The sequence below is a fragment of the Rhodobacter flavimaris genome (assembly GCF_021378075.1).
Lineage (GTDB): Bacteria > Pseudomonadota > Alphaproteobacteria > Rhodobacterales > Rhodobacteraceae > Rhodobacter > Rhodobacter flavimaris.
This window is the reverse complement of the sequence record NZ_JAJUOS010000006.1, coordinates 157,809-177,971: the sequence shown is the minus strand read 5'-3', so window position 1 is coordinate 177,971 and position 20,163 is coordinate 157,809. Positions and strand designations below refer to the sequence as shown.

General features: G+C 66.4%; 17 protein-coding genes. 13 read left to right on the top strand and 4 right to left on the bottom strand.

Annotated elements, in window-relative coordinates:
• Positions 1–48 precede the first annotated feature (48 nt).
• Genes LZA78_RS09795 through LZA78_RS09780 form a run of 4 tightly spaced genes read left to right on the top strand, consistent with a single transcriptional unit; the run spans position 49 to position 5,583 of the window.
• Positions 49–2,136 (top strand): TRAP transporter permease, encoded by a 2,088-nt coding sequence (locus LZA78_RS09795; protein ID WP_233676750.1) that lies wholly within the window; start codon positions 49–51, stop codon positions 2,134–2,136.
• Entirely contained in the window at positions 2,133–2,495 is a 363-nt protein-coding gene (locus tag LZA78_RS09790; RefSeq protein WP_233676749.1) for a DUF1850 domain-containing protein, read from the top strand. The genes LZA78_RS09795 and LZA78_RS09790 overlap by 4 nt, the downstream gene beginning before the upstream one ends.
• Positions 2,492–4,282: a sensor histidine kinase gene (locus tag LZA78_RS09785; protein WP_233676748.1), complete on the top strand. Its 1,791-nt coding sequence runs from the start codon at positions 2,492–2,494 to the stop codon at positions 4,280–4,282. Before LZA78_RS09790 ends, LZA78_RS09785 begins: the two co-directional genes overlap by 4 nt.
• Positions 4,279–5,583, top strand: coding sequence for a sigma-54-dependent transcriptional regulator (locus LZA78_RS09780; RefSeq protein ID WP_233676747.1), 1,305 nt, complete (start codon positions 4,279–4,281; stop codon positions 5,581–5,583). The genes LZA78_RS09785 and LZA78_RS09780 overlap by 4 nt, the downstream gene beginning before the upstream one ends.
• On the opposite strand, the gene LZA78_RS09775 is transcribed toward LZA78_RS09780, so the two are convergent.
• Entirely contained in the window at positions 5,580–6,914 is a 1,335-nt protein-coding gene (locus LZA78_RS09775; protein WP_233676746.1) for an ATP-binding protein, read from the bottom strand. The genes LZA78_RS09780 and LZA78_RS09775 overlap by 4 nt on opposite strands.
• Positions 6,911–7,570 carry a response regulator gene (locus LZA78_RS09770; protein WP_233676745.1) on the bottom strand — a complete coding sequence of 220 codons (660 nt, stop codon included), beginning with the start codon at positions 7,568–7,570 and terminating at the stop codon, positions 6,911–6,913. The genes LZA78_RS09775 and LZA78_RS09770 overlap by 4 nt, the downstream gene beginning before the upstream one ends.
• Positions 7,571–7,717: 147 nt before the next feature.
• Here LZA78_RS09770 and LZA78_RS09765 point away from each other — a divergent pair, with 147 nt between their 5' ends.
• From LZA78_RS09765 to LZA78_RS09725, 9 genes are all read left to right on the top strand, one after another.
• Positions 7,718–8,029: a PepSY domain-containing protein gene (locus LZA78_RS09765; RefSeq protein ID WP_233676744.1), complete on the top strand. Its 312-nt coding sequence runs from the start codon at positions 7,718–7,720 to the stop codon at positions 8,027–8,029.
• 149 nt (positions 8,030–8,178) lie between these two features.
• The gene (locus tag LZA78_RS09760) at positions 8,179–8,544 is read left to right on the top strand and encodes a hypothetical protein (RefSeq protein WP_233676743.1); all 366 of its coding nucleotides are present in this window, start codon (positions 8,179–8,181) and stop codon (positions 8,542–8,544) included.
• Positions 8,545–8,587: 43 nt separating this feature from the next.
• Complete coding sequence (locus LZA78_RS09755) at positions 8,588–9,058, top strand: DUF2271 domain-containing protein (protein WP_233676742.1); 471 nt, start codon at positions 8,588–8,590, stop codon at positions 9,056–9,058.
• A gap of 12 nt (positions 9,059–9,070) precedes the next feature.
• Positions 9,071–11,272 carry a PepSY domain-containing protein gene (locus LZA78_RS09750; protein ID WP_233676741.1) on the top strand — a complete coding sequence of 734 codons (2,202 nt, stop codon included), beginning with the start codon at positions 9,071–9,073 and terminating at the stop codon, positions 11,270–11,272.
• On the top strand, positions 11,253–12,209 hold the full coding sequence (locus LZA78_RS09745) for an FAD:protein FMN transferase (RefSeq protein WP_233676740.1): 957 nt from the start codon (positions 11,253–11,255) through the stop codon (positions 12,207–12,209). Before LZA78_RS09750 ends, LZA78_RS09745 begins: the two co-directional genes overlap by 20 nt.
• A gap of 142 nt (positions 12,210–12,351) precedes the next feature.
• Entirely contained in the window at positions 12,352–14,139 is a 1,788-nt protein-coding gene (locus LZA78_RS09740) for an ABC transporter transmembrane domain-containing protein (protein ID WP_233676739.1), read from the top strand.
• 137 nt (positions 14,140–14,276) lie between these two features.
• Entirely contained in the window at positions 14,277–16,166 is a 1,890-nt protein-coding gene (locus LZA78_RS09735) for an acyl-CoA synthetase (protein ID WP_233676738.1), read from the top strand.
• A 93-nt stretch (positions 16,167–16,259) separates the two neighbouring features.
• Positions 16,260–16,793, top strand: coding sequence for a PhnA domain-containing protein (locus LZA78_RS09730; protein WP_233676737.1), 534 nt, complete (start codon positions 16,260–16,262; stop codon positions 16,791–16,793).
• Between the two features lie 127 nt (positions 16,794–16,920).
• On the top strand, positions 16,921–17,856 hold the full coding sequence (locus LZA78_RS09725) for a class I SAM-dependent DNA methyltransferase (protein WP_233676736.1): 936 nt from the start codon (positions 16,921–16,923) through the stop codon (positions 17,854–17,856).
• A gap of 67 nt (positions 17,857–17,923) precedes the next feature.
• Here LZA78_RS09725 and cutA read toward each other — a convergent pair whose 3' ends face one another.
• Together cutA and ettA are read right to left on the bottom strand one after the other, a co-directional pair.
• On the bottom strand, positions 17,924–18,238 hold the full coding sequence (cutA, locus tag LZA78_RS09720) for a divalent-cation tolerance protein CutA (RefSeq protein ID WP_233676735.1): 315 nt from the start codon (positions 18,236–18,238) through the stop codon (positions 17,924–17,926).
• Positions 18,239–18,293: 55 nt separating this feature from the next.
• Positions 18,294–19,949 carry an energy-dependent translational throttle protein EttA gene (gene ettA, locus LZA78_RS09715; RefSeq protein ID WP_233676734.1) on the bottom strand — a complete coding sequence of 552 codons (1,656 nt, stop codon included), beginning with the start codon at positions 19,947–19,949 and terminating at the stop codon, positions 18,294–18,296.
• Between the last annotated feature and the right edge of the window lie 214 nt (positions 19,950–20,163).

Genomic DNA, 20,163 nt, shown 5'->3' with positions numbered 1-20,163 from the left:
ACGGGGGCGGTCCGGTCAGCCGGGCCGCTACCCATGGGGGAGGACATCATGGAACAGACCAAACATCACCTGCCCGAGGATGACCTCGGGCTGCACGATCCGCTGGCGGAAAGCTTTCCCGATACGCTCGAAGGGCGCGGGCTGTTCTGGCTGGCCTTTGCCTTCTCTGTCTTTCAAATCTCGGTCGCGGCCCATGTGATCGACCTGCCCAGCCAGGTCGTGCGTGCGGTCCATGTGGGCTTCCTGTTGGCCCTTGGTCTGCCGCTCTTGGCGATTGCCAAGCATCGGGGCCCGGCGATGAAGGCGGTGTCCTACGCGCTGGCCGGGATCGGCGTGGCCGTGGCTGCCTACCAGTGGATCGAGTTCACCGAGTTGCTGATGCGCGCAGGCGATCCGCTGATGCGCGACATCGTCTTTGGCGTCGCGGCGCTGGTCACCATCTTCACCGCGGCCTGGCTACTGATGGGCCCCGCGCTGCCTATCATCTCGGGCCTGTTCCTGTCCTATGCACTCTGGGGCGAGTATCTGCCCGCCCCGCTCGACCATCGCGGCTACGATTTTTCGCAGGTGATCGAGCACCTGACCTATGGCACCGAGGGGATCTACGGCATCCCGACCTATGTTTCGGCGACCTATATCTTCCTCTTCATCCTGTTCGGCGCCTTCCTTGAGAAAGCCGGGATGATCAAGCTGTTCACCGATGTCTCGCTTGGCCTCGTCGGTCACAAGATGGGCGGCGCGGCCAAGGTGTCGGTGCTGTCCTCGGGGCTGATGGGCACGATCTCGGGTTCGGGCGTGGCAAACGTGGTCACCACTGGGCAATTCACCATCCCGCTGATGAAAAGCTTCGGCTACCGCCCTGCCTTCGCAGGCGGGGTCGAGGCCACCGCCTCGATGGGCGGGCAGATCATGCCGCCGGTGATGGGCGCCGTGGCATTCGTCATGGCCGAGACGCTTGGCGTGGAATATGTCGAGGTCGTCAAGGCCGCGCTGATCCCCGCGATCCTCTATTTCCTCGGCGTCTTCTGGATGGTTCACCTTGAGGCAGGCAAGCGCAACCTGCGCGGCCTCAAGCGCGAGGATCTGCCCTCGGCCATGGCCGCGCTGAAAGAGGGCTGGTATCTGATCCTGCCGCTGGCGGTGCTCGTCTACCTGCTGTTCTCGGGCTACACGCCACTTTTCGCGGGCACCGTAGGCCTTGCCCTGACGGGGATGCTGATCCTCGGTGGCTCGGTCGCACTTGGCCTGCCCGATGGTGTGCTGCGGCTGATCTTCTGGATCTTCCTTGGCCTGATCGCGGCGGCCTTCTTCAAGTTCGGCCTGAATATTGTGCTGATCGCGCTGGCGGCGCTGGTCGCTGTCAATATCTTCTCGAAAGGCGGGCGCGAGACGCTGGCTTTGTGCCGCGACAGCCTAGCCGAGGGCGCCAAGACCGCGCTGCCGGTGGGTATCGCCTGTGCTCTGGTGGGTGTGATCATCGGCGTGATGACCCTGACCGGCGCGGCCAACACGTTCGGGCAGTATATCGTGGGCGTGGGCGAGAACAGCCTGTTCCTGTCGCTCGTGCTGACGATGATCACCTGTATCGTGTTGGGGATGGGGATCCCGACGATCCCGAACTACATCATCACCTCGTCGATCGCAGGTCCGGCGCTGCTGGCGCTTGGTGTGCCGCTGATCGTCAGCCATATGTTCGTCTTCTACTTCGGTATCCTCGCCGACCTGACGCCGCCCGTGGCGCTGGCCTGCTTTGCCGCCGCCCCGATCGCCAAGGAAAGCGGTCTGCGCATCAGCTTCGAGGCCGTCAAGGTCGCCGCGGCAGGCTTCGTTGTGCCCTTCATGGCGGTCTATACCCCGGCCCTGATGCTGCAAGACGGCGGGCCGCTGGCAGCTTCGATCGGCTATATCCCGGCTGTGGCCTATATCGTGCTCAAGGCGGTGCTATCGCTGGCGCTTTGGGGCGCGGCGGTGATCGGCTGGCTTGGCCGTCCGCTGGCGGTGTGGGAGCGGCTGATCGCCATGGCGGGCGCCTTCTGCCTTGTCGCGGCGCTGGCCCTGACCGATGAGATGGGCTTCGCCCTTGCCATCCTCTTCGGCGCGCTCCTCTGGGTGCGCCGGGGCCGGGTGCCGGCATGAGCAGCTGCCTGATCGCGGGGGCGATGACGATTGCCCTTGCGGCGGGCGGCGAGTTCAGCCTCGAATGGACCCATTCGGTCGAGAAGGAAAGCTGGCGCGAGCGTTGGCGGGTCGAGGATGGGCGGATGCGGCTGATCGAGGCGGCGGTCAAAGGATCGGGGGCGGGGATGGAACCCGGCCCCGATGGCGTGTTTGCGGATGGCTGGTGGGTCTGGCAACCCTCGGCACCGCCGGTGCGTGAACTGGTGCTGGCGGCCTCGGGCAAGACGCCCTCGGGGTGGCAACTCTGCGGCGTCGATTGCGTGACGCTTGGCGCCACCGAAGCCGAGCCCCTTGTCCTGCGGCCCTGCGCGCCATGACGGCGGGCGCGGCAACCGGGGGCGGCCTGTCCCGTCTGCGCCGGGTGCCCGCTGCGCTAAGCGTGCTGACCATCTGCTGCGTCGCTGTCCTCGCGGGCGCACTGGCCTGGCGTGCGGCCATTGCCGACATTGACGCGCGGCTGCAACAAAGCCTGATCCTCAGCCTGCGCGCGCTTGAGACCGAGATCGACCGCTTTCGCTACCTGCCCAAGGTCACCGGCGAGGATGCCCGCATCCGCGACGCCATCCTGCACCCCGAAGACCCGTCCGTGATCGACGCCGCGAACCGGTATTTGCAGCGTGTGACCGGGCTTGCGGGGGCAAGCCACTTGTATCTGATGGATGGCGCAGGGCAGACGCTCGCAGCCTCGAACTGGGATACGGGTGAGAGCTTCGTCGGCAACAACTACAGCTTCCGCCCCTATTTCCGCGAGGCGATCGAGAACGGTGCGGGCGGGTTTTACGCCATTGGCGTGACCACCGGCACACCGGGCTACTTCCTGGCCGCGCGCATCGACCTTGATGCGGGCAAGCAGGGGGTCGTTGTCGTGAAGGTCGTCCTCGACCCGCTGGAAGAGGCATGGCGCGCGGCGGGGCAGGCCAATGCCGTGGCCGATGTCGATGGCATCGTGTTTCTGTCGGGCGAACCCGCATGGCGCTATCAGCCGCTTGAGCCACTCTCGCCAGAGGCGGTGGCACGCCTGACCTCGCAGCGCACCTATTACGGAGCCGAGGTGCGGGTGGACGAACCCCTATTGCATGGCGCGCAGGGCTGGATCTTTGACGGGGCAGGGTCGCGATTGCGCACGCAAAGCGCACCTTTCGGACCTGATTGGCGCATGATCTCGGCCGCCCCGGTCCTGCCCGCGATCTTCGCCGCACTTGGCTGGGGGGCGGGGGCGGCGCTTTGCTGGGGGCTTGGCATCGGGATGGCGAAGATCCAGCGCCAGCGCCGCCAGCTTGTCGCGCTGCGCCTGCGCCAGTCGGAACTGCTCGAACGCAAGGTCGAAGAGCGCACCCGGATGCTCGCCCGCGAGATCGAGGCCCGCCGCCAGACCGAGGCCGAACTGCGCGCCGCGCAGGAAAGCCTGATCCATACCGAGAAGATGGCCGCGCTTGGCCGTATGTCCGCCGCCATCGTGCATGAGGTCAGCCAACCCCTGGCCGCGATGGAAGCCACGCTTGCTGCGGCTGAACTTTCGCTCGAACGCACCCCCGAGCGCACCGGCCCGCGTATCGAGACCGCGCGCAACCTGATCCGGCGGATGCAGCGCACGATCAAACATCTCAAGTCCTTCTCGCGCAAGGAAAGCGGCACGCTGGATGAGATCGACCCCGTGCAGGTTGCCGAAAGCGCGCTGGAACTGGTGCAGCCGCGCGCCCGCGCCGTGGGGGTGGTGCCGGATCTGACGGTCGAGGGCGCGCCCATTCGGGTCAAGGCGGGGCGCGTGCGGCTTGAACAGGTGCTGCTCAACCTGCTTTTGAATGCGCTCGACGCGGTCGAGGGGCTGCCCCGGCGCGAGGTGCGCCTAATCGTCGCTACGCATGGCGCCGAGGTGCATCTGAGCGTCGAGGACACCGGCACAGGTATCGCCCCCGAAGACCTGCCCCGCGTGACCGAGCCCTTCTTCTCGACCAAAACCAATAGCGAGGGGCTGGGCCTTGGCCTTGCCATTTCGCAGGCGATCCTGTCTGAATTCGGCGGGCGGTTCGAGGTGCACTCGGTCCCCGGTGAAGGCACGCGGATGACCGCCATACTGCCGCTGATCGAAGAGGCGCGGGCATGAGCGCATTGATCCATATCGTCGAGGACGACGCCGACCACCGCGCGGCACTTTGCGATCTGCTCGACGCGAGCGGCCACCGGACCGAGGGCTTCGCCTCGGGCGAGGCAGCGCTGGCTGCCCCGGTGGCGCCCGATCTGATCATCACCGATCTGCGGATGCCGGGGATGGACGGGTTTGAGTTGCTCGAAGTGCTCAAGACCCGGATGCCGGGGCTGCCCGCGATCCTGATCACGGGTCATGGCGACGTGCCACATGCCGTGCGCGCCATGCGGCTCGGTGCCGAGGATTTCCTCGAAAAACCCTATGATGCCGCGCATCTTCTGGCGGTGGTGGACCGGGTGCTGCGCGCAGCCGCCACGCGCGCCGAACTGGGCCGTCTGCAAACCGAACTTCAGCGCCGCGACGGGGCCGAGATACTGGGCCAGTCCCCCGCGATCGAGGCCCTGCGCGCCCGCATCGCGGCGCTGGCGCCGCTCGATCTCGACATCATCGTCACCGGCGAGACCGGCACCGGCAAGGAGTTGGTAGCCCGCGCCTTGCACGCCGCAAGCCCGCGTGCCGCTGGCCCCTTCGTGGCGATCAACTGTGCCGCGCTGCCGGAACAGCTATTCGAAATCGAGATGTTCGGCCATGTCGCGGGCGCCTTTCCCGGCGCGCTCGACAAGCCCGGCAAGCTCGAAAGCGCCTCGGGCGGGACGCTGGTTCTTGACGAGGTCGAGGCGATGCCGAAACCGGCGCAGGCGAAACTGCTGCGCGCGTTGCAAGAGCGCCAAGTGGAGCGGTTGGGCGAAAACACCCTGCGACCGCTGGACCTGCGCATCATCGCCCTGTCGAAATCCGACCTGAGCAAGCTCTCGCTCGACGAGAGCTTCCGCCCCGATCTGTTCTATCGGCTGGCGGGGGCCGAGATCGTGATGGAGCCGCTGCGCGCGCTTGGTCAGGATATCGTGCAACTTTTCGTTCATTTCGCGGAACTCGCCGCGCGCCGCTATGGCAAGGCCCTGCCCGAGGTGCCCTACCTGCTGCGCCAGCAGCTGTTGCGCCGACCGTGGCCCGGCAATGTGCGCGAACTGCGCGCCGCGGCCGAGCGTTTTGCCCTGGGCCTCGATCTGCCCGACGCGCCCGCCGCTGCGCAGGACGCGCCGCAAAATCTAGCCGACAAGGTTGCCGCCTATGAGGCGCGCGAGATCCGCGCGACGTTGGATCGCTGCCGCGGCAATACCGAGCGTGCGGCGCAGGTTCTGGGCATCGCCCGGCGCACGCTGAACGACAAGATCGGCCGCTACGGGATTCGCGTCTAGGCGTGCTCGACCGGCAGGGCGATCGACACTTCGAACCCCGTTGCCTGACCGGGCCTTGGCGAGCGGATCGTAAGGCCGCTGTCGATACCCTGCGCGATGGCCGAAACGATGGTGAGTCCAAGGCCAGAGCCATCAGCGCGCGTGTTACCGCGCTCGAACCGCCGGGTCAGCCGGGCAAGCGTATCGGGGTCAACCGGTGCGCAGTCATTGGCAACACGCAAGAGGCCCGAGGCGCTCAGCGAGACCTCTACGGGCGCGTCAGCCTTGCCATGGCGCAGGGCGTTCTCGATCAGGTTGCGGCACAGGATGCCAAGGATGTCGGGGTCCAGATCCGACATGACCGGCTGCGCAGGCAGATCGAGGTGCAGCCGCTCGGGCGAGGCCGCGCGGCCGATATCCTGCGCGATGACCCGCACCACCGTGCGCAGATCCGAGGCATGATCGAGGCGCAGCCGCCCGCCTTCCGCGCGGGCCAGTTGCATCAGCCGTTCGGAGAACCGCGTCAGGCGCTTCAGCGTGGCCTCAATCTCGCCCGCGCGTTCGCGGGCCATCGGGTCGGTGGTTTCCGCACGCAACCGCTGCGCCTGAGCGATGGCGCCCGCAAGGGGGGTGCGCAACTCATGCGCGGCGTTCGAGGCAAAGTTGCGCTCGGCCTCGAAGGCGCCTTCAAGCCGGGTCAGCAGGCCGTTCAGGGTCTCGACAACCGGCGCGATCTCGGTGGGCAGATCGCCCCCGGCCAGCGGCGACAGATCGCGCGCCCCGCGCGCCGCCAGCGCGCTGCGGAACTGGTTGAGCGGTTGCAGGCTGAGGCGCACGGCAATCAACACCGCCAGAAGCGCGATCGGGATGACGATCAGCAGCGGTAGGCTGAGGCCCATCTGGATCTCGCGTGCCACCTCGGCGCGGTGGGTCAGGGGTTCTGCCACCGAGATGCGCAGGCTGCCGCGCAGGGCCTCGTCATGGAAGAAGCGATAGGTGGCGTTTTGCGAAAAACCGGGGCCCTTGTAGGCGGGGAAGATCGTCGGGTCGGCGCCATGCGATTGCAGCAACACCCGCCCGCGCTCGTCGCGCACGATATAGGTGAAATACTCGTCATGCTCGCGGATCGTGGCCAGACGCTGCGTGATGCCCTCTTCTTCGCGGTTCACGATATCGACGATGGCGAGCGGCAGCAGCCGTTGCGCGGTTTCCTGAAGGGCCGAGTCGAAGACCTCATTCATCTCGTTGCGCAGCACGACGGTGGTCAGCGAGGCCGCCGTCAGCCACAGCGCGGTCAGCAAGAGGCCGACCGAGGTCGCAAGCCGAAGCTGAAGGCTGCGCGGCAGTTTCATGCGGCCCCCAGCCGGTAGCCAAGGCCGCGTTCGGTCTCGATCACGCCCGCGCCCAGTTTCTTGCGCAGGCGGCTGACATGGACCTCGATCGTGTTGCTCTCGATCTCGGCGCCGAAGGCGTAAAGCTTTTCCTCCAGCTGGGCCTTCGACAGAAGCTGGCCGGGCCGCGCAAGCAGCGCCTCGAACAGCGCCCATTCCCGCGCAGTCAGCACGACCGGCTTGCCGTCGCGCCGGATGCTGCGCGCCGACAGGTCGATCAGGAGGGGGCCATGCTCGATCAGCGGGTTCGGATTACCCGAATAGCGCCGCGAGACCGAGCCGATCCGGGCCGAAAGCTCCGCCAGATCGAAGGGTTTCACAAGGTAGTCGTCTGCCCCGGCATTCAGCCCCTCGATCCGGTCCGAGACCTGGTCGAGCGCGGTCAGGATGATCACCGGCGTCACATCGCCCCTTGCGCGCCGGGCCTTGAGAAAGCCGATGCCGCGCCCGTCCGGCAGCATCAGGTCGAGCAGCAGCAGGTCATAGACCGTTCCCGCCACCGCATCGCCCGCCTGATCGAGCCGCGTCACCCAATCGACCGAATGGCCATCGGACGCGATCTGGTCGCGCACGGCGGCGCCCAGAACGGTGTCGTCCTCGATCAGAAGAATGCGCATGGCAGGCCGGCTCCTTGCTTGGTCTTGCATTCTTGTGACGCGCGCGCCTGACGCCAAGCTGACATGGCGCCGCGGCTTGCTTCAGGCTCCTGTCAGCTTCATGGTGAAGAAGAGGGCCGTGATACCCGATGGCCCGGAGTGTGCCCGATGAAGAAGTCGCTGACAATTCTGGTGTTTCTTGCGCTGGCTCCGGCGCAGGCGGCTCTGGCCGATGACGATTGCTTTGCGCCGATGGCCGAGTGGCAGCCGCGCGCCGCTGTGGCCGAGATGGCGGCGCGAAACGGCTGGACCGTCGGGCGCATCAAGATCGACGATGGTTGCTACGAGATTGACGGAACCGACGCCGAGGGCCGCCCGATCGAGGTCAAGCTGCATCCCGCGACGCTGGAGGTGATCGAGTTCGAATACGAAGAGAAGGCGCATGATCGGGGCCGCCCCGACCCGGATGACGACGATTAAGCCCCCCTTCCACCGCACCCGCAGCCCCGCCCTTGTGGCGGGGCTTTTCGTTTCCTGACGGCAAGCTGAAGCAGAAAGGCGCGCGCCGTCAGGAAACGCTCAGTTCGGGTGGCCAGTTTGATTGCATCGGATCAACAGGAGATCTCACCATGAAAAAGACCCTCGCCCTTCTTGCCGCCGGGACTGCGCTGTCGGCGCTTGTCGGTTTCCCCGCCTTCAGCGGGCTGCGCGACAATGGTTGCACCCGCGATCTGGGCTGTGCCGCCAGCCTTGACGCCACCGGCGCCGAGCGCGCCCTGCGCGTGGCAGACGATGATCATGACGATGACGACGATGCGTTCCGCTGGCTGTGGAAGTTCCGCGAACGCCACGGCGATGACGATCATGACGATGACGACGACGATGACGACGATTACGGCCGTGGCGCTCCGAAGGCCGCGCCCGCAGGCACCGTCGCCCCGCCGCAAAACGGCCTCTTCGTGCCGGGTGCGACGCCGACGGTAAAGGTCAACTGAGCCGTATCCCTCTTGTCCTTCCACTTCTGAAAGGTTGCCTCCCATGAAATCCGTTTTCGCAGCACTGGCCCTGACCACGGCGCTGACGTTCCCCGCTCTGGCTCTGGCGCGTCCGGTCACGCTGACCACGCAGATGAACAACTACGGCGGGGACGGGGCTTACCTGGCGCTTTACGTCACCGATAAGGGTGGGGCCTATGTCGGCAGCCTCTGGATGGCTGGCGGCAAATCCAAATACTACAAGCACCTGTCGGAGTGGTATCGCGCCACAGGGGGCGACCTTGCCCAGATCAACGGCATCACCGGCGCCAGCGTGGGCGCCGGGCGCCAGCTTGAGATCACACTCGATCTTGCCGATGCGCTGTTCGATGCGGGCTACACGCTGCATATCGACGCCTCGGTCGAGGATATGCGCGACAGCCCGAACGAGGTCGCCGTGCCGCTGACCTCGGCGGGGGCGGGGCAGCCCGTCGCGGGGCGGCGCTACATCGCCAGCTTCACCTACGATATGTAAGGAGGGGCTGCGATGATCCGCGCGCTGCATCGCTGGCCGGGGCTGCTGGCCGCGGTTGTCCTGCTGGTGCTTGGCCTCAGCGGGGCGGCCCTGTCGGTCTTCCCGGCGGCCGAGCGACTGAGCGCGCCGCAAGCCGAGGCCGGGCAAAGCGTGGCCGATCTGGTCGGAAAGATCGCCGGGGCTTACCCCACGGTCGAGCAGATCCGCCGCGCGCCCTCGGGCAAGATCACCGCCTACTGGTTCGAGGGCGGCACGCCCAAGGCGGCGGTGATCGACCCCGCAACCGGGCAAGGCGTGGCAAGCGCGGACCCGAACGCAGTGGAGCGCTGGCTGACGAACCTGCACCGCTCGCTCTTTCTGGACGATGCGGGGCGGTTGGTCATGGCGGCAGGGGCTGGGGCGATGCTGATCTTGGCGCTGAGCGGGGCCTGGCTGATCGCCCGCCGTTCGGGTGGCTGGCGGCACTGGTTCGCGCCTATGCGAGGGCGCGGCCCTGCGCGCTGGCACGCCGAGATGGCGCGCGCGGCCTCGGTCGGGCTTTTGCTTTCGGCTGGCACGGCGCTGTGGATGACTGCCTCGACCTTCGATTTGCTGCCCGATGGCGAGGCGCAGCCGGACTTTCCCGCCTCGGTCAGCGGGGGGAGCGGTGTTGCTCTGACCGATATCGACATGATCGGCACGCTTGCGGTGACCGATCTGCGCAGCTTCACCTATCCCTATCCGGGCGATGCAAGCGACGTGTTCACGCTGAAGACCGAGAGTGGCTCGGGCTATCTGGATCAGGGCACGGGCACGTTGCTGGCCTGGGCGGATGCGACGCCGTGGCAGCGCGTGTCTGAAACCATCTACATGCTGCATACCGGGCAGGGTGCCTCGGTTCTGGGGTTGGCTCTCGGCCTGATCGCGCTGGCGATTCCGGGGCTGGCGGGCACTGGCCTTGCCGTCTGGCTGGCCGGTCGCGGGGCGCGCGGCTTTCGCAGCTCCCCCGCCGCGCAGGCCGAGACCATCGTTCTTGTCGGCAGTGAGGGCGGCTCGACCCGCGGCTTTGCCGAGACGCTGGCCCGCGCGCTAGTGGCTTCTGGCCAGTCGGTTCATGTCGCACCCATGTCAGCCTTCGCGCCGCAAAGCTATCGCCGGGCGCAGCGCATCCTGATCCTGGCCGCGACCTATGGCGACGGGGTGGCGCCTGCCTCGGCCAAGGGGTTTCTGGATCGCCTTGCCGCGCTGCCCGTCGCGCCCAAGGCGCCGCTGGCGGTGCTTGGGTTCGGGGATCGCGGCTTCCTGGCTTTTTGCGCCTATGCCGAGCGAGTTGCGGCGGTCGCCAAAGCCAAGGACTGGCAGGAACTGCTGCCGCTTGCGACGGTCGATCGCCAGTCGCCGCAGGATTTCCATCGTTGGGGGCTCGCGCTTGGCAAGGCCCTCGGGATTGATCTCGTCCTGTCCCATTCTCCGCGCACCCCGCGCACGGCGTCGTTGGAACTGATCGAGCGGCGCGACTACGGCGCCAAGGTTCAGGCCCCGACCGCGATCCTGCGCTTCGCGCTCCCCCGCGCGTCGCTGTGGCAGCGCCTGACGGGGCAGGGCTTTGGCCGCTTCGTTGCGGGCGATCTGATCGGCGTGGTGCCCGAGGGCGCCTCGGTCCCGCGTTTCTACTCGCTGGCTTCTGCGACGCGCGACGGTTTTGTCGAGATCGTGGTGCGCAAGCAGCCGGGCGGGCTTTGCTCGGGGCAGCTGATGGTCTTGCAGCCGGGTGATCGGGTGCGCGCCTTTCTGCGCCGCAATCCGGGGTTCCATGCCGGGCGTGACCGTGTGCCGTTGATCCTTATCGGAGCAGGCACGGGGATCGGGCCGCTGGCGGGCTTCGTGCGGGCCAACGCACGCCGCCGCCCGATGCACCTGTTTTTCGGGATGCGCCATGCGGCGAGCGACTTTCTCTATGGCGAGGATCTCGCGCGCTGGCAGGCCGAGGGGCGTCTGGCGCGCCTGATCACCGCCGCCTCGCGCGGGGCACGGCCGCATTACGTGCAGGATGCCCTGCGCGCCGAGGCGGCCGAGCTGACGCGGCTGATCCAGTCCGGGGCGCGGATCATGGTCTGCGGCGGGCGCGAGATGGCCGCGGGCGTGTCCGCGGCTTTGGGTGACATCCTTGCCCCTGCCGGGCTGTCGCCGGTGCTGCTGAAAGCCGAGGGGCGCTATGTCGAAGACACCTACTGAGCCGCAGCGCATCGCGCTCAATGGCCCGACGATGGGCGCGCGCTGGTCGGTGCTGTTTTATGCGCCCTCGGGCTATGACCCGGGTGTGCTGGCCATCGCGCTGCAAGACGCGGTGGCAGAGGTCGACAATCAGATGTCCACCTGGAAGCCGGACAGCGCGCTGATGCGCTTCAACGCGGCGCCGGTGGGCGATTGGGTGGCGCTGCCCGCGCATCTGTTGCGGGTGCTGGGCCTTGGGCTGCGGATCGGCCGTGCCTCGGGCGGGGCGTTCGATATCGGCATGGGCGATGCGGTGCAGGCTTGGGGTTTCGGCCCCGAGGCTGCCAACGGCGAGGCCATTCGCGCCGCGCTGACCCGCGCGCGCCGACCCGCGCATGAGCTGCTCGACCTTGCCCCCGAACGTGGCGAGGCCCGCAAGCGTGCGCCGCTTGCCCTTGACCTCAACGGCATCGCCAAGGGTTACGGCGTGGATCGTCTGGCCGAGGTGATGCTGGAACACGGGATCACCTCGGCGCTTGTGGGGATCGACGGAGAGATGCGCGCCCTTGGCCTGCGCCCCGATGGCGCGCCTTGGTCGGTTGCGGTCGAGGCGCCCGATCCCGCACGCCGCGCGCCGCATTCGATCCTGACGCTCGAGGATGCGGCCGTTGCCACCTCAGGCGATTATCGCCACTGGGTCGATCTGGGTAGCCAGCGCCTGTCGCATACGATGCAGCCGCGCCGGGGCGCGCCGGTGCAGGGTGGGCCAGCCTCGGTCAGCGTGGTCGCGCGCAGCTGCGCCGAGGCCGATGCATGGGCCACAGTGCTGATGGTGCTTGGACCGGAAGAGGGCGCAAGGCTTGCCCGTCGCGAGGGGTTGGACGCGCTCTTTCTGCTGCGTACCCCCGAGATCACGGCGATTCCGGTTGGTCGCCTCTTCGGTGGCGTCGAGGCCTAGCGCGCGAGGATCGTGACAAAACCTGTTTCGCGCGCGGTGCCCTGCCCCTAGTCGTCGGATCCGCTGCCTGCGGGGGCGTGACAAATCCGCCCTTGCCCCACGCGGGGTCTGCCCCTAAACCCGAGCGGACAAGGGAGACAGCATGGCACGCAGACCGCAAGCGCCGCTCGAAGATCGGCCCACGACAAAACGCATCGGTGCGCTGAAGGGCCTGAGCCCCTTCGTGACGCCCTACAAGGGCACGGCACTGGCGGCGCTGGCCGCGCTGATGCTGACCGCCTCGATCAGCCTGGTGTTGCCGCTTGCGGTGCGCCGCGTGGTGGATGGCTTCCAGCAAGGCGCCGAGCTGCTTGACCAGTATTTCGGCGCGGCGTTGCTGATCACCGCACTGCTCGCGCTTGGTACGGGCGCGCGCTACTACCTGGTCACCCGCTTCGGCGAACGCGTCGTGGCCGATATCCGCAAGGCCGTCTTCGACCGCGTCCTGGGCATGAGCCCGGCCTTCTTCGAGCGAATCCTGACCGGCGAGATCATCTCGCGTATCACGACCGATACAACTCTGATCCTGTCGGTCATCGGCTCTTCGGTCTCGGTCGCGCTGCGCAACTTCCTGATCCTGATCGGTGGTCTGGTAATGCTGCTGGTCACCTCGGCCAAGCTGACCGGCCTTGTGCTGCTGATCGTGCCCGCGGTGGTCATCCCGATCGTCGTGCTCGGCCGCCGCCTGCGCGCGCTGTCGCGCGAAAACCAGGACTGGATCGCCAGTTCCTCGGGTGCGGCCTCCGAGGCGCTTCTGTCGGCGCAGACCGTGCAGGCCTTTACCCATGAGGCGCAGACCCGCGCGCATTTCGCCGATGTTACCGAGAAAAGCTTTGTCTCGGCGCAGCGTCGCATCACCACCCGCGCGATCATGACGGTGATCGTGATCTTCCTCGTCTTCGCGGGCGTGGTCGGTGTGCTTTGGGTCGGTGCGCGCGACGTGCGCCTGGGCGAGATGTCGGTGGGCGAACTGGTGCAGTTCGTCATCTACGCGGTGATGGTTGCCGGCTCGGTCGGCGCCCTGTCGGAGATTTGGGGCGAGTTGCAGCGCGCCGCCGGCGCGACCGAGCGTCTGGTCGAGCTGATCGGGGCCGAGGACAGCGTGAAAGACCCCGAACACCCCGTGCCGCTGCCGATGCCCGCGCGCGGCGCCATCGACTTTGAGAACGTCACTTTCCACTACCCTTCGCGGCCCGAAACCTCGGCACTTGAGGAGGTCTCGCTGTCGATCAAGCCGGGCGAGACGGTCGCGCTTGTCGGCCCCTCAGGTGCGGGCAAGACCACCGTGATCCAGCTGATCCAGCGGTTCTGGGACCCCGAAGCGGGCAGCGTGAAGATCGACGGCTACGATTTGCGCGACCTTGCCCGGCACGATTTCCGCCACGCGGTCGCCCTTGTGCCGCAAGACCCGGTGATCTTCGCGGCCTCGGCACGCGAGAACATTCGCTTTGGTCGCCCCAATGCCACTGATCACGAGGTCGAGGAGGCCGCCCGCGCGGCCCATGCCTATGACTTCCTGACGGCGCTGCCCGACGGGTTCGAAACCTATGTGGGCGAGCGCGGCGTGATGCTCTCAGGCGGGCAGAAGCAGCGCATCGCCATTGCCCGCGCGATCCTGCGCGACGCGCCGATCCTGCTGCTGGACGAGGCGACCTCGGCGTTGGATGCGGCGTCGGAGCGCGAAGTGCAGGCCGCGGTCGAGCGTGTCTCGGTCGGGCGCACCACGGTGATCGTGGCGCACCGCCTGGCGACGGTGAAGAAAGCCGACCGGATCGTGGTGTTCGAGGACGGCCGCATCGTCGCCCAGGGCACGCATGATGAGCTGGTCGCCGAAGGCGGGCTTTACGCCGAGCTGGCGCGGCTGCAATTCACCGACGGCTCGGTCGTCTGAGTGGTCGATTTTCCCCAGCGTCACGGTAACAATTACGTCACGTTTTGCGCGCCCCCCCGGACTTGCTGCCGGGGGCGCTCATGTCGCATTCTGGTCGCAAGCGCCCGCGAGGAACGGGCTGAGGGAGGAAGACCGAGATGGCGAATTTTGCGTCCATTGCCGACCGCGACGCGGTCGAGAACGAGATGCCGTGGGAGGGCCGCGACCGCGCTCAGACCATGTACCAGTTCCTGACCCGCGCGCGGGATGCCTATGGCGGTCGCCCGGCGCTGACGTTCCAGATCTTCTCGGGGCCCAAGGACAAGGCGCTGACGCTAAGCTGGTCCGAACTGCACGGGCGCGTGACGCAGGCCGCGAACCTCCTGCGCCATCTGGGCGTGGGCGAGACAGATACGGTCGCCTACCTGCTGCCGAACTGCCTTGAGACGGCGGTGACGCTTTTGGGGGGCTCGGTCGCTGGGATCGTGAACCCGATCAACCCGCTGCTGGAATCCGAGCAGATCTCGGCCATCCTGCGCGAGACCAAGGCCAAGGTTCTGGTCACGCTCAAGCCCTTCCCGAAAAGCGATATCGCCCAGAAGGCAGCCGAGGCCGTCAAGTTCGCGCCGAGCGTCAAGACCGTCCTCGAGATCGACCTGAACCGTTACCTGACGCCGCCGAAATCGCTGATCGTGCCCTTCGTGCGCCCCAAGGTCACGACGAAGCACCACGCCGATGTCTATTGCTTCAACCGCGAATGCGCCAAGATGCCGGGCGACAAGCTGACCTTCGCTGACAGTGCGGGTGACCGGGTCGCGGCCTATTTCCACACCGGCGGCACCACGGGGATGCCCAAAGTGGCGCAGCACAAATACTCGGGCATGATCTACAATGGCTGGCTTGGGGGCACGCTGCTGTTTTCGAAGGAAGACGTGCTGATCTGCCCGCTGCCGCTGTTCCATGTGTTTGCGGCCTACCCGGTGCTGATGTCTGCCATCGCCTCGGGCGCGCATGTCGTGATGCCGACGCCCGCAGGCTATCGCGGTGAGGGCGTCTTCGACAATTTCTGGAAGCTGGTCGAGCGCTGGAAGGTCACCTTCCTGATCACCGTGCCCACGGCCATCGCGGCGCTGATGCAGCGCCCGGTGAATGCCGATATCTCCTCGCTCAAGACGGCGATTTCGGGTTCGGCGCCGCTGCCGCTGGAGCTGTATAACCGTTTCAAGGCCGCGACCGGTGTCGAGATCGCCGAGGGCTATGGCCTGACCGAGGCCACCTGCCTTGTCTCGGTCAACCCGGTCGATGGCCACAAGAAGGTCGGCTCGGTCGGTATTCCGCTGCCCTATTGCCATGTGCGTATCCTGCGCAAGACGAATGGCAGCTTCACCGAATGCGGCGTCGATGAGGTGGGCGAGATCTGTGTGGCCAACCCTGGCGTCTTCGAGGGCTCGACCTATACCGAGGCCGACAAGAACCATGATCTGTTCGCCGAGGACCGCTTCCTGCGCACGGGCGACCTGGGGCGGCTCGATGCGGATGGCTACCTGTGGATCACCGGGCGCGCCAAGGATCTGATCATCCGCGGCGGCCACAACATCGACCCCGCCGAGATCGAGGAGGCGCTGCTGTCGCACCCCGCCGTGGCTTTCGCCGGGGCCATCGGCCAGCCCGATAGCTTCGCGGGCGAGCTGCCCTGTGTCTATCTCGAGCTGGTCAGCGGGGCTTCGGTCAGTGACGAGGAACTTGCCGCCCACGCGAAAAAGCACATCCACGAACGCGCTGCGATCCCCAAGCATATCGAGGTGCTGGACGAGTTGCCGAAGACCGCCGTCGGCAAGATCTTCAAGCCCGACCTGCGCAAACGTGCGATCTCGCGGGTGCTCGATGCCGCGCTGGCGGAGGCCGGGATCGCCGCGCATGTCGTCGCGGTGATCGAGGACAAGAAGCGCGGTCTGGTGGCCGAGATCGCCACGACCGGCGCGATCGACGAGGACAAGCTAAAGCAAAAGCTTGGCGAGTTCACCGTGTCGTGGGAATGGGCGAAGTAAGCGGATCGGACGGGCGCCTGCGGGCGCCCTTTCTTTTGGCGTTGCCTCGCCCCGGCGTGGCGCCTATTGGGGGGGCAATAGCAGGAGGTTCCCATGGCGCTGATTGACGATCTGATGGCCCGCTCGGGCGGGGTGTGCGAGTTCTGCGGCGCCGCCGAGGATCTGGCCGCGGAGCCTCTGGCCGGCACCGAAGAGCATGTCCTGCTTTGCGCCACCTGCCGCTCGGACGAAGCGCCCGAAGCGCATTGGCGCTGCCTTGAGGGCGCTGCCTGGTCGGCCGAACCCGCCGTGCAGGCTGCCGTCTGGTGCAAGCTCGGGCAGATCGAGGCGGCCTGGGCCGCCGAGGCGCGCGAGGGCATGACGCTTGAGGGCGAGGCCCAAAGCCTCGCGCAGGCAGGGCAGGCGCTGCCGGGCGTCGAGCATCGTGACAGCAACGGCGCGCTGCTGGCCAATGGTGATACGGTGACGCTGATCAAGGATCTGCCGGTCAAGGGCGCGGGTTTTACCGCCAAGCGCGGCACGGCGGTGCACGGCATCAGCCTTGTGCCTGACAACGCAGCCCATATCGAAGGCCGCGTCGAGGGTCAGCGCATCGTCATCCTGACCGAGTTCGTCAAGAAGCGCTGAGCCCCCCTTGACGAACGCCCCGCGCCGCGCCATCTGCGGCGCATCTCGCCCTTTCGGTGCCCTCATGCGTCAGCCTCTGTCGTAACCCCTGCCTGAGTCCTCGGTTTCTTCCAGATTCAGGTGCTTCATGACTCCCTTGCAGCTTTCTTCCGGCGATCTGATCGCCGACCGTCGCGCGGATTATGCCGAGGGGCTCTTGGCCTCGGGCGAGGCTGCGGCTGCCGCAGATCTTTACGCTCAGGCGCTGGAGGTCGCGCCGGGCTGGGTTGCGGGCTGGTATCGGCTGGGCGAGATCCGGGCCGAGCACGGCTTGCCTGCCGCGGGGGAGGCATTTGCCGAGGCGCTGCGGCTTGACCCTGCCGACAAGCTGGGGGCCGCGCTGCGGCTTGATCTCATGCGCGGGCAGCCGCTGGTCGAGACCATGCCCTCGGCCTTTGTCGAGACGCTCTTCGATCAATATGCCGATCATTTCGATCAGTCGCTGGTCGAGACGCTGAACTACCGTGGGCCGCAACATCTGCGTCGGCAGCTTTCGGGCCATTTCGCGCGGGTGCTTGATTTGGGTTGCGGCACGGGGCTGATGGGGGCTGAACTGCGCGCGCTGGCGGGGCATCTGGAAGGCTGGGATATCTCGGCCGAGATGCTACGCGAGGCGGATGCCAAGGGCTGTTACGACCGGCTTGAGAAGGCGGATCTGAGCGCGCTTGCGCCGGTCGCGGATGCTTACGATCTGATCACCGCTGCCGATGTCTTTGCCTATCTGGGAGCGCTGGAGCAGATTGTCGGTTGGGTCGCGTTGGCGCTGGTGCCCGGCGGGCGCTTTGCCTTCACCGTCGAGGCTTATGAGGGCGAGGGTTTCGCGCTGCGCGAGAGCCGCCGCTATGCGCATTCCGAGATCTATGTGCGCGGTCTGCTTGCGCGGGCCGGGTTCGAGGCGAGCATTGATCGGGCAGTGCTGCGGATGGATCGCGGCGCGCCGATCGAGGGGCTATTCGTCCAGGCGGAACGTCTCGCGCAGGGTGTGCGGCGCCAGTCGGATGGCGAGGATCTGGCTTTCGCGTGAAGCGCAGGGGCGCTGCCCCTCTGGGCCTGCGGCCCATTCACCCCGGGATATTTGGGCAAAGCCGAAATCAGCGCGTCTGTGCGTTGACCCAATCGGCATAGGCCGCATTGACGGTGATTTCGTCTAGCGCGACCAGAGGGCAGTCATAGGGGTGCAGGCGCTCGATCATCGCCATGACTTCGGGCGCAAGTCCGCGGCGGGTCTTGAGCCAGAGTTGTACCTCAGGTGTTTCCTCGCGCGTGCCCTCCCACGTGTAGAGCGAGGTCACCTGTGCGCCGATATTGGCGCAGGCGATCAGCCGTGCATCGAGAAGGGCCTCGGCGAGGGGGTGCGCCGCGTCGGCGGTGGGCAGGTAAGTCAGCAGGCGGGCGATGGTGGGCATGGCGCCTCTTGCCAAGGGGGGAAGGAAAAAGGCCCCCGGAGCGGGGGCCTTTGGCTTAGCGCGTGAACTTCTTGTATTTGACCCGCTTGGGCTCGACCGCGTCGGGGCCGAGGCGGCGGATCTTGTCGTTCTCGTAATCCTCGAAGTTGCCCTCGAAGAATTCCACATGGGCCTCGCCCTCGAAGGCGAGGATGTGGGTGCAGAGGCGGTCGAGGAAGAAGCGGTCGTGCGAGATGATGACCGCGCAGCCGGCGAAGTCTTCGATGGCCGCTTCCAGTGCTTGCAGCGTTTCCACGTCGAGGTCGTTGGTCGGTTCGTCGAGGAGCAGAACGTTGCCGCCGGACTTCAGCAGCTTGGCCATGTGGACGCGGTTGCGTTCACCGCCCGACAGCAGGCCCACCTTCTTTTGCTGGTCCGCGCCCTTGAAGTTGAACGCGCCGACATAGCTGCGGCTGGCGACCGAGGCGTCGCCCAGCTGGATCAGTTCGGCCCCGCCCGAGATCTCTTCCCAGACGTTCTTATTCGGGTCGAGCGCGTCGCGGGACTGATCGACATAAGCGAGCTTGACGGTGTCGCCGACGGTGATCGTGCCCTCGTCAGGCTGCTCGGCGCCGACGATCATCTTGATCAGCGTCGATTTACCGGCGCCGTTCGGGCCGATCACGCCCAGGATGCCGCCAGGCGGCAGGCTGAACGACAGGTTCTCGATCAGGAGCTTGTCGCCCATGTGCTTTTTCAGGTTCTCGACCTCGATCACCTTCGAGCCAAGACGCGGGCCGTTTGGGATGATGATCTGCGCCTTGCCGACGCGATCCTTGACGCCCTCGTCGGCCATCTTGTCGTAGGCGGCGATACGCGCCTTGGATTTCGCCTGACGGGCCTTGGCGCCGGCGCGGATCCACTCGAGTTCCTTTTCCATGACCTTCTGCTTGGCCTTGTCCTCGCGCGCTTCCTGCTCAAGGCGCTTGGCTTTCTGTTCGAGCCAGGCGGAGTAGTTGCCCTCGTAGGGGATGCCGCGGCCGCGCTCGAGTTCGAGGATCCAGCTGGTGATATCGTCAAGGAAGTAACGGTCGTGCGTGACGCAGAGAATCGTGCCCTTGTAGTCGATCAGGTGCTTTTGCAGCCAGGCGATGGTTTCCGCGTCGAGGTGGTTGGTCGGTTCGTCGAGCAGCAGCATGTCGGGCGCTTCAAGCAGCAGCTTGCACAGCGCCACGCGGCGCTTTTCACCGCCCGAGAGGTTGGCGACATCTGCGTCATCGGGCGGGCAGCGCAGCGCTTCGAGGGCGATATCGACCTGGCTGTCGAGATCCCACAGGTTCTCGGCGTCGATCTCGTCTTGCAGGCGGGCCATTTCCTCGGCGGTCTCATCCGAGTAGTTCATGGCCAGTTCGTTGTAACGCTCGAGCTTGGCGGTTTTCTCGGCCACGCCTTCCATGACGTTTTCGCGCACGGTCTTGGTCTCGTCGAGTTGCGGCTCCTGCGCGAGATAGCCGACCTTGGCACCCTTGGCAGCCCAGGCCTCGCCCTGAAAATCCTTGTCCATGCCGGCCATGATCTTCAAGAGCGTCGATTTACCCGCGCCGTTGACGCCGACGACACCGATCTTCACGCCGGGAAGGAAGTTCAGTCGGATATTCTCAAAGCATTTCTTGCCACCCGGATAGGTCTTCGAGACTCCATCCATGTGGTAAACATATTGATACGAAGCCATAGGCGCACCTTTCGAGGGTATTTCGGGGTTTGCGCCTAGATAGGGGAAAGCGGCGCGTGAGGGAAGGGGCGCGAGTCGTTTGCGGTTTTCACGAATATCCCGCATTTTCTCACGATCCATCGCAAGAATATGATCGGACGATGACCCCGTTTGAGGCGTTTGGCAGCGAGTGTTTGGCCCGGCCTTCTTCGAATTTCCCTGATTTTTCTGGGGC

Bases quoted from the DNA above. Each gene is read 5' to 3' on its own strand.
- LZA78_RS09795 (WP_233676750.1), top strand. From the start codon at position 49: ATGGAACAGACCAAACATCACCTGCCCGAGGATGACCTCGGGCTGCAC.
- LZA78_RS09790 (WP_233676749.1), top strand. From the start codon at position 2,133: ATGAGCAGCTGCCTGATCGCGGGGGCGATGACGATTGCCCTTGCGGCG.
- LZA78_RS09785 (WP_233676748.1), top strand. From the start codon at position 2,492: ATGACGGCGGGCGCGGCAACCGGGGGCGGCCTGTCCCGTCTGCGCCGG.
- LZA78_RS09780 (WP_233676747.1), top strand. From the start codon at position 4,279: ATGAGCGCATTGATCCATATCGTCGAGGACGACGCCGACCACCGCGCG.
- LZA78_RS09775 (WP_233676746.1), bottom strand. From the start codon at position 6,914: ATGAAACTGCCGCGCAGCCTTCAGCTTCGGCTTGCGACCTCGGTCGGC.
- LZA78_RS09770 (WP_233676745.1), bottom strand. From the start codon at position 7,570: ATGCGCATTCTTCTGATCGAGGACGACACCGTTCTGGGCGCCGCCGTG.
- LZA78_RS09765 (WP_233676744.1), top strand. From the start codon at position 7,718: ATGAAGAAGTCGCTGACAATTCTGGTGTTTCTTGCGCTGGCTCCGGCG.
- LZA78_RS09760 (WP_233676743.1), top strand. From the start codon at position 8,179: ATGAAAAAGACCCTCGCCCTTCTTGCCGCCGGGACTGCGCTGTCGGCG.
- LZA78_RS09755 (WP_233676742.1), top strand. From the start codon at position 8,588: ATGAAATCCGTTTTCGCAGCACTGGCCCTGACCACGGCGCTGACGTTC.
- LZA78_RS09750 (WP_233676741.1), top strand. From the start codon at position 9,071: ATGATCCGCGCGCTGCATCGCTGGCCGGGGCTGCTGGCCGCGGTTGTC.
- LZA78_RS09745 (WP_233676740.1), top strand. From the start codon at position 11,253: ATGTCGAAGACACCTACTGAGCCGCAGCGCATCGCGCTCAATGGCCCG.
- LZA78_RS09740 (WP_233676739.1), top strand. From the start codon at position 12,352: ATGGCACGCAGACCGCAAGCGCCGCTCGAAGATCGGCCCACGACAAAA.
- LZA78_RS09735 (WP_233676738.1), top strand. From the start codon at position 14,277: ATGGCGAATTTTGCGTCCATTGCCGACCGCGACGCGGTCGAGAACGAG.
- LZA78_RS09730 (WP_233676737.1), top strand. From the start codon at position 16,260: ATGGCGCTGATTGACGATCTGATGGCCCGCTCGGGCGGGGTGTGCGAG.
- LZA78_RS09725 (WP_233676736.1), top strand. From the start codon at position 16,921: ATGACTCCCTTGCAGCTTTCTTCCGGCGATCTGATCGCCGACCGTCGC.
- cutA (WP_233676735.1), bottom strand. From the start codon at position 18,238: ATGCCCACCATCGCCCGCCTGCTGACTTACCTGCCCACCGCCGACGCG.
- ettA (WP_233676734.1), bottom strand. From the start codon at position 19,949: ATGGCTTCGTATCAATATGTTTACCACATGGATGGAGTCTCGAAGACC.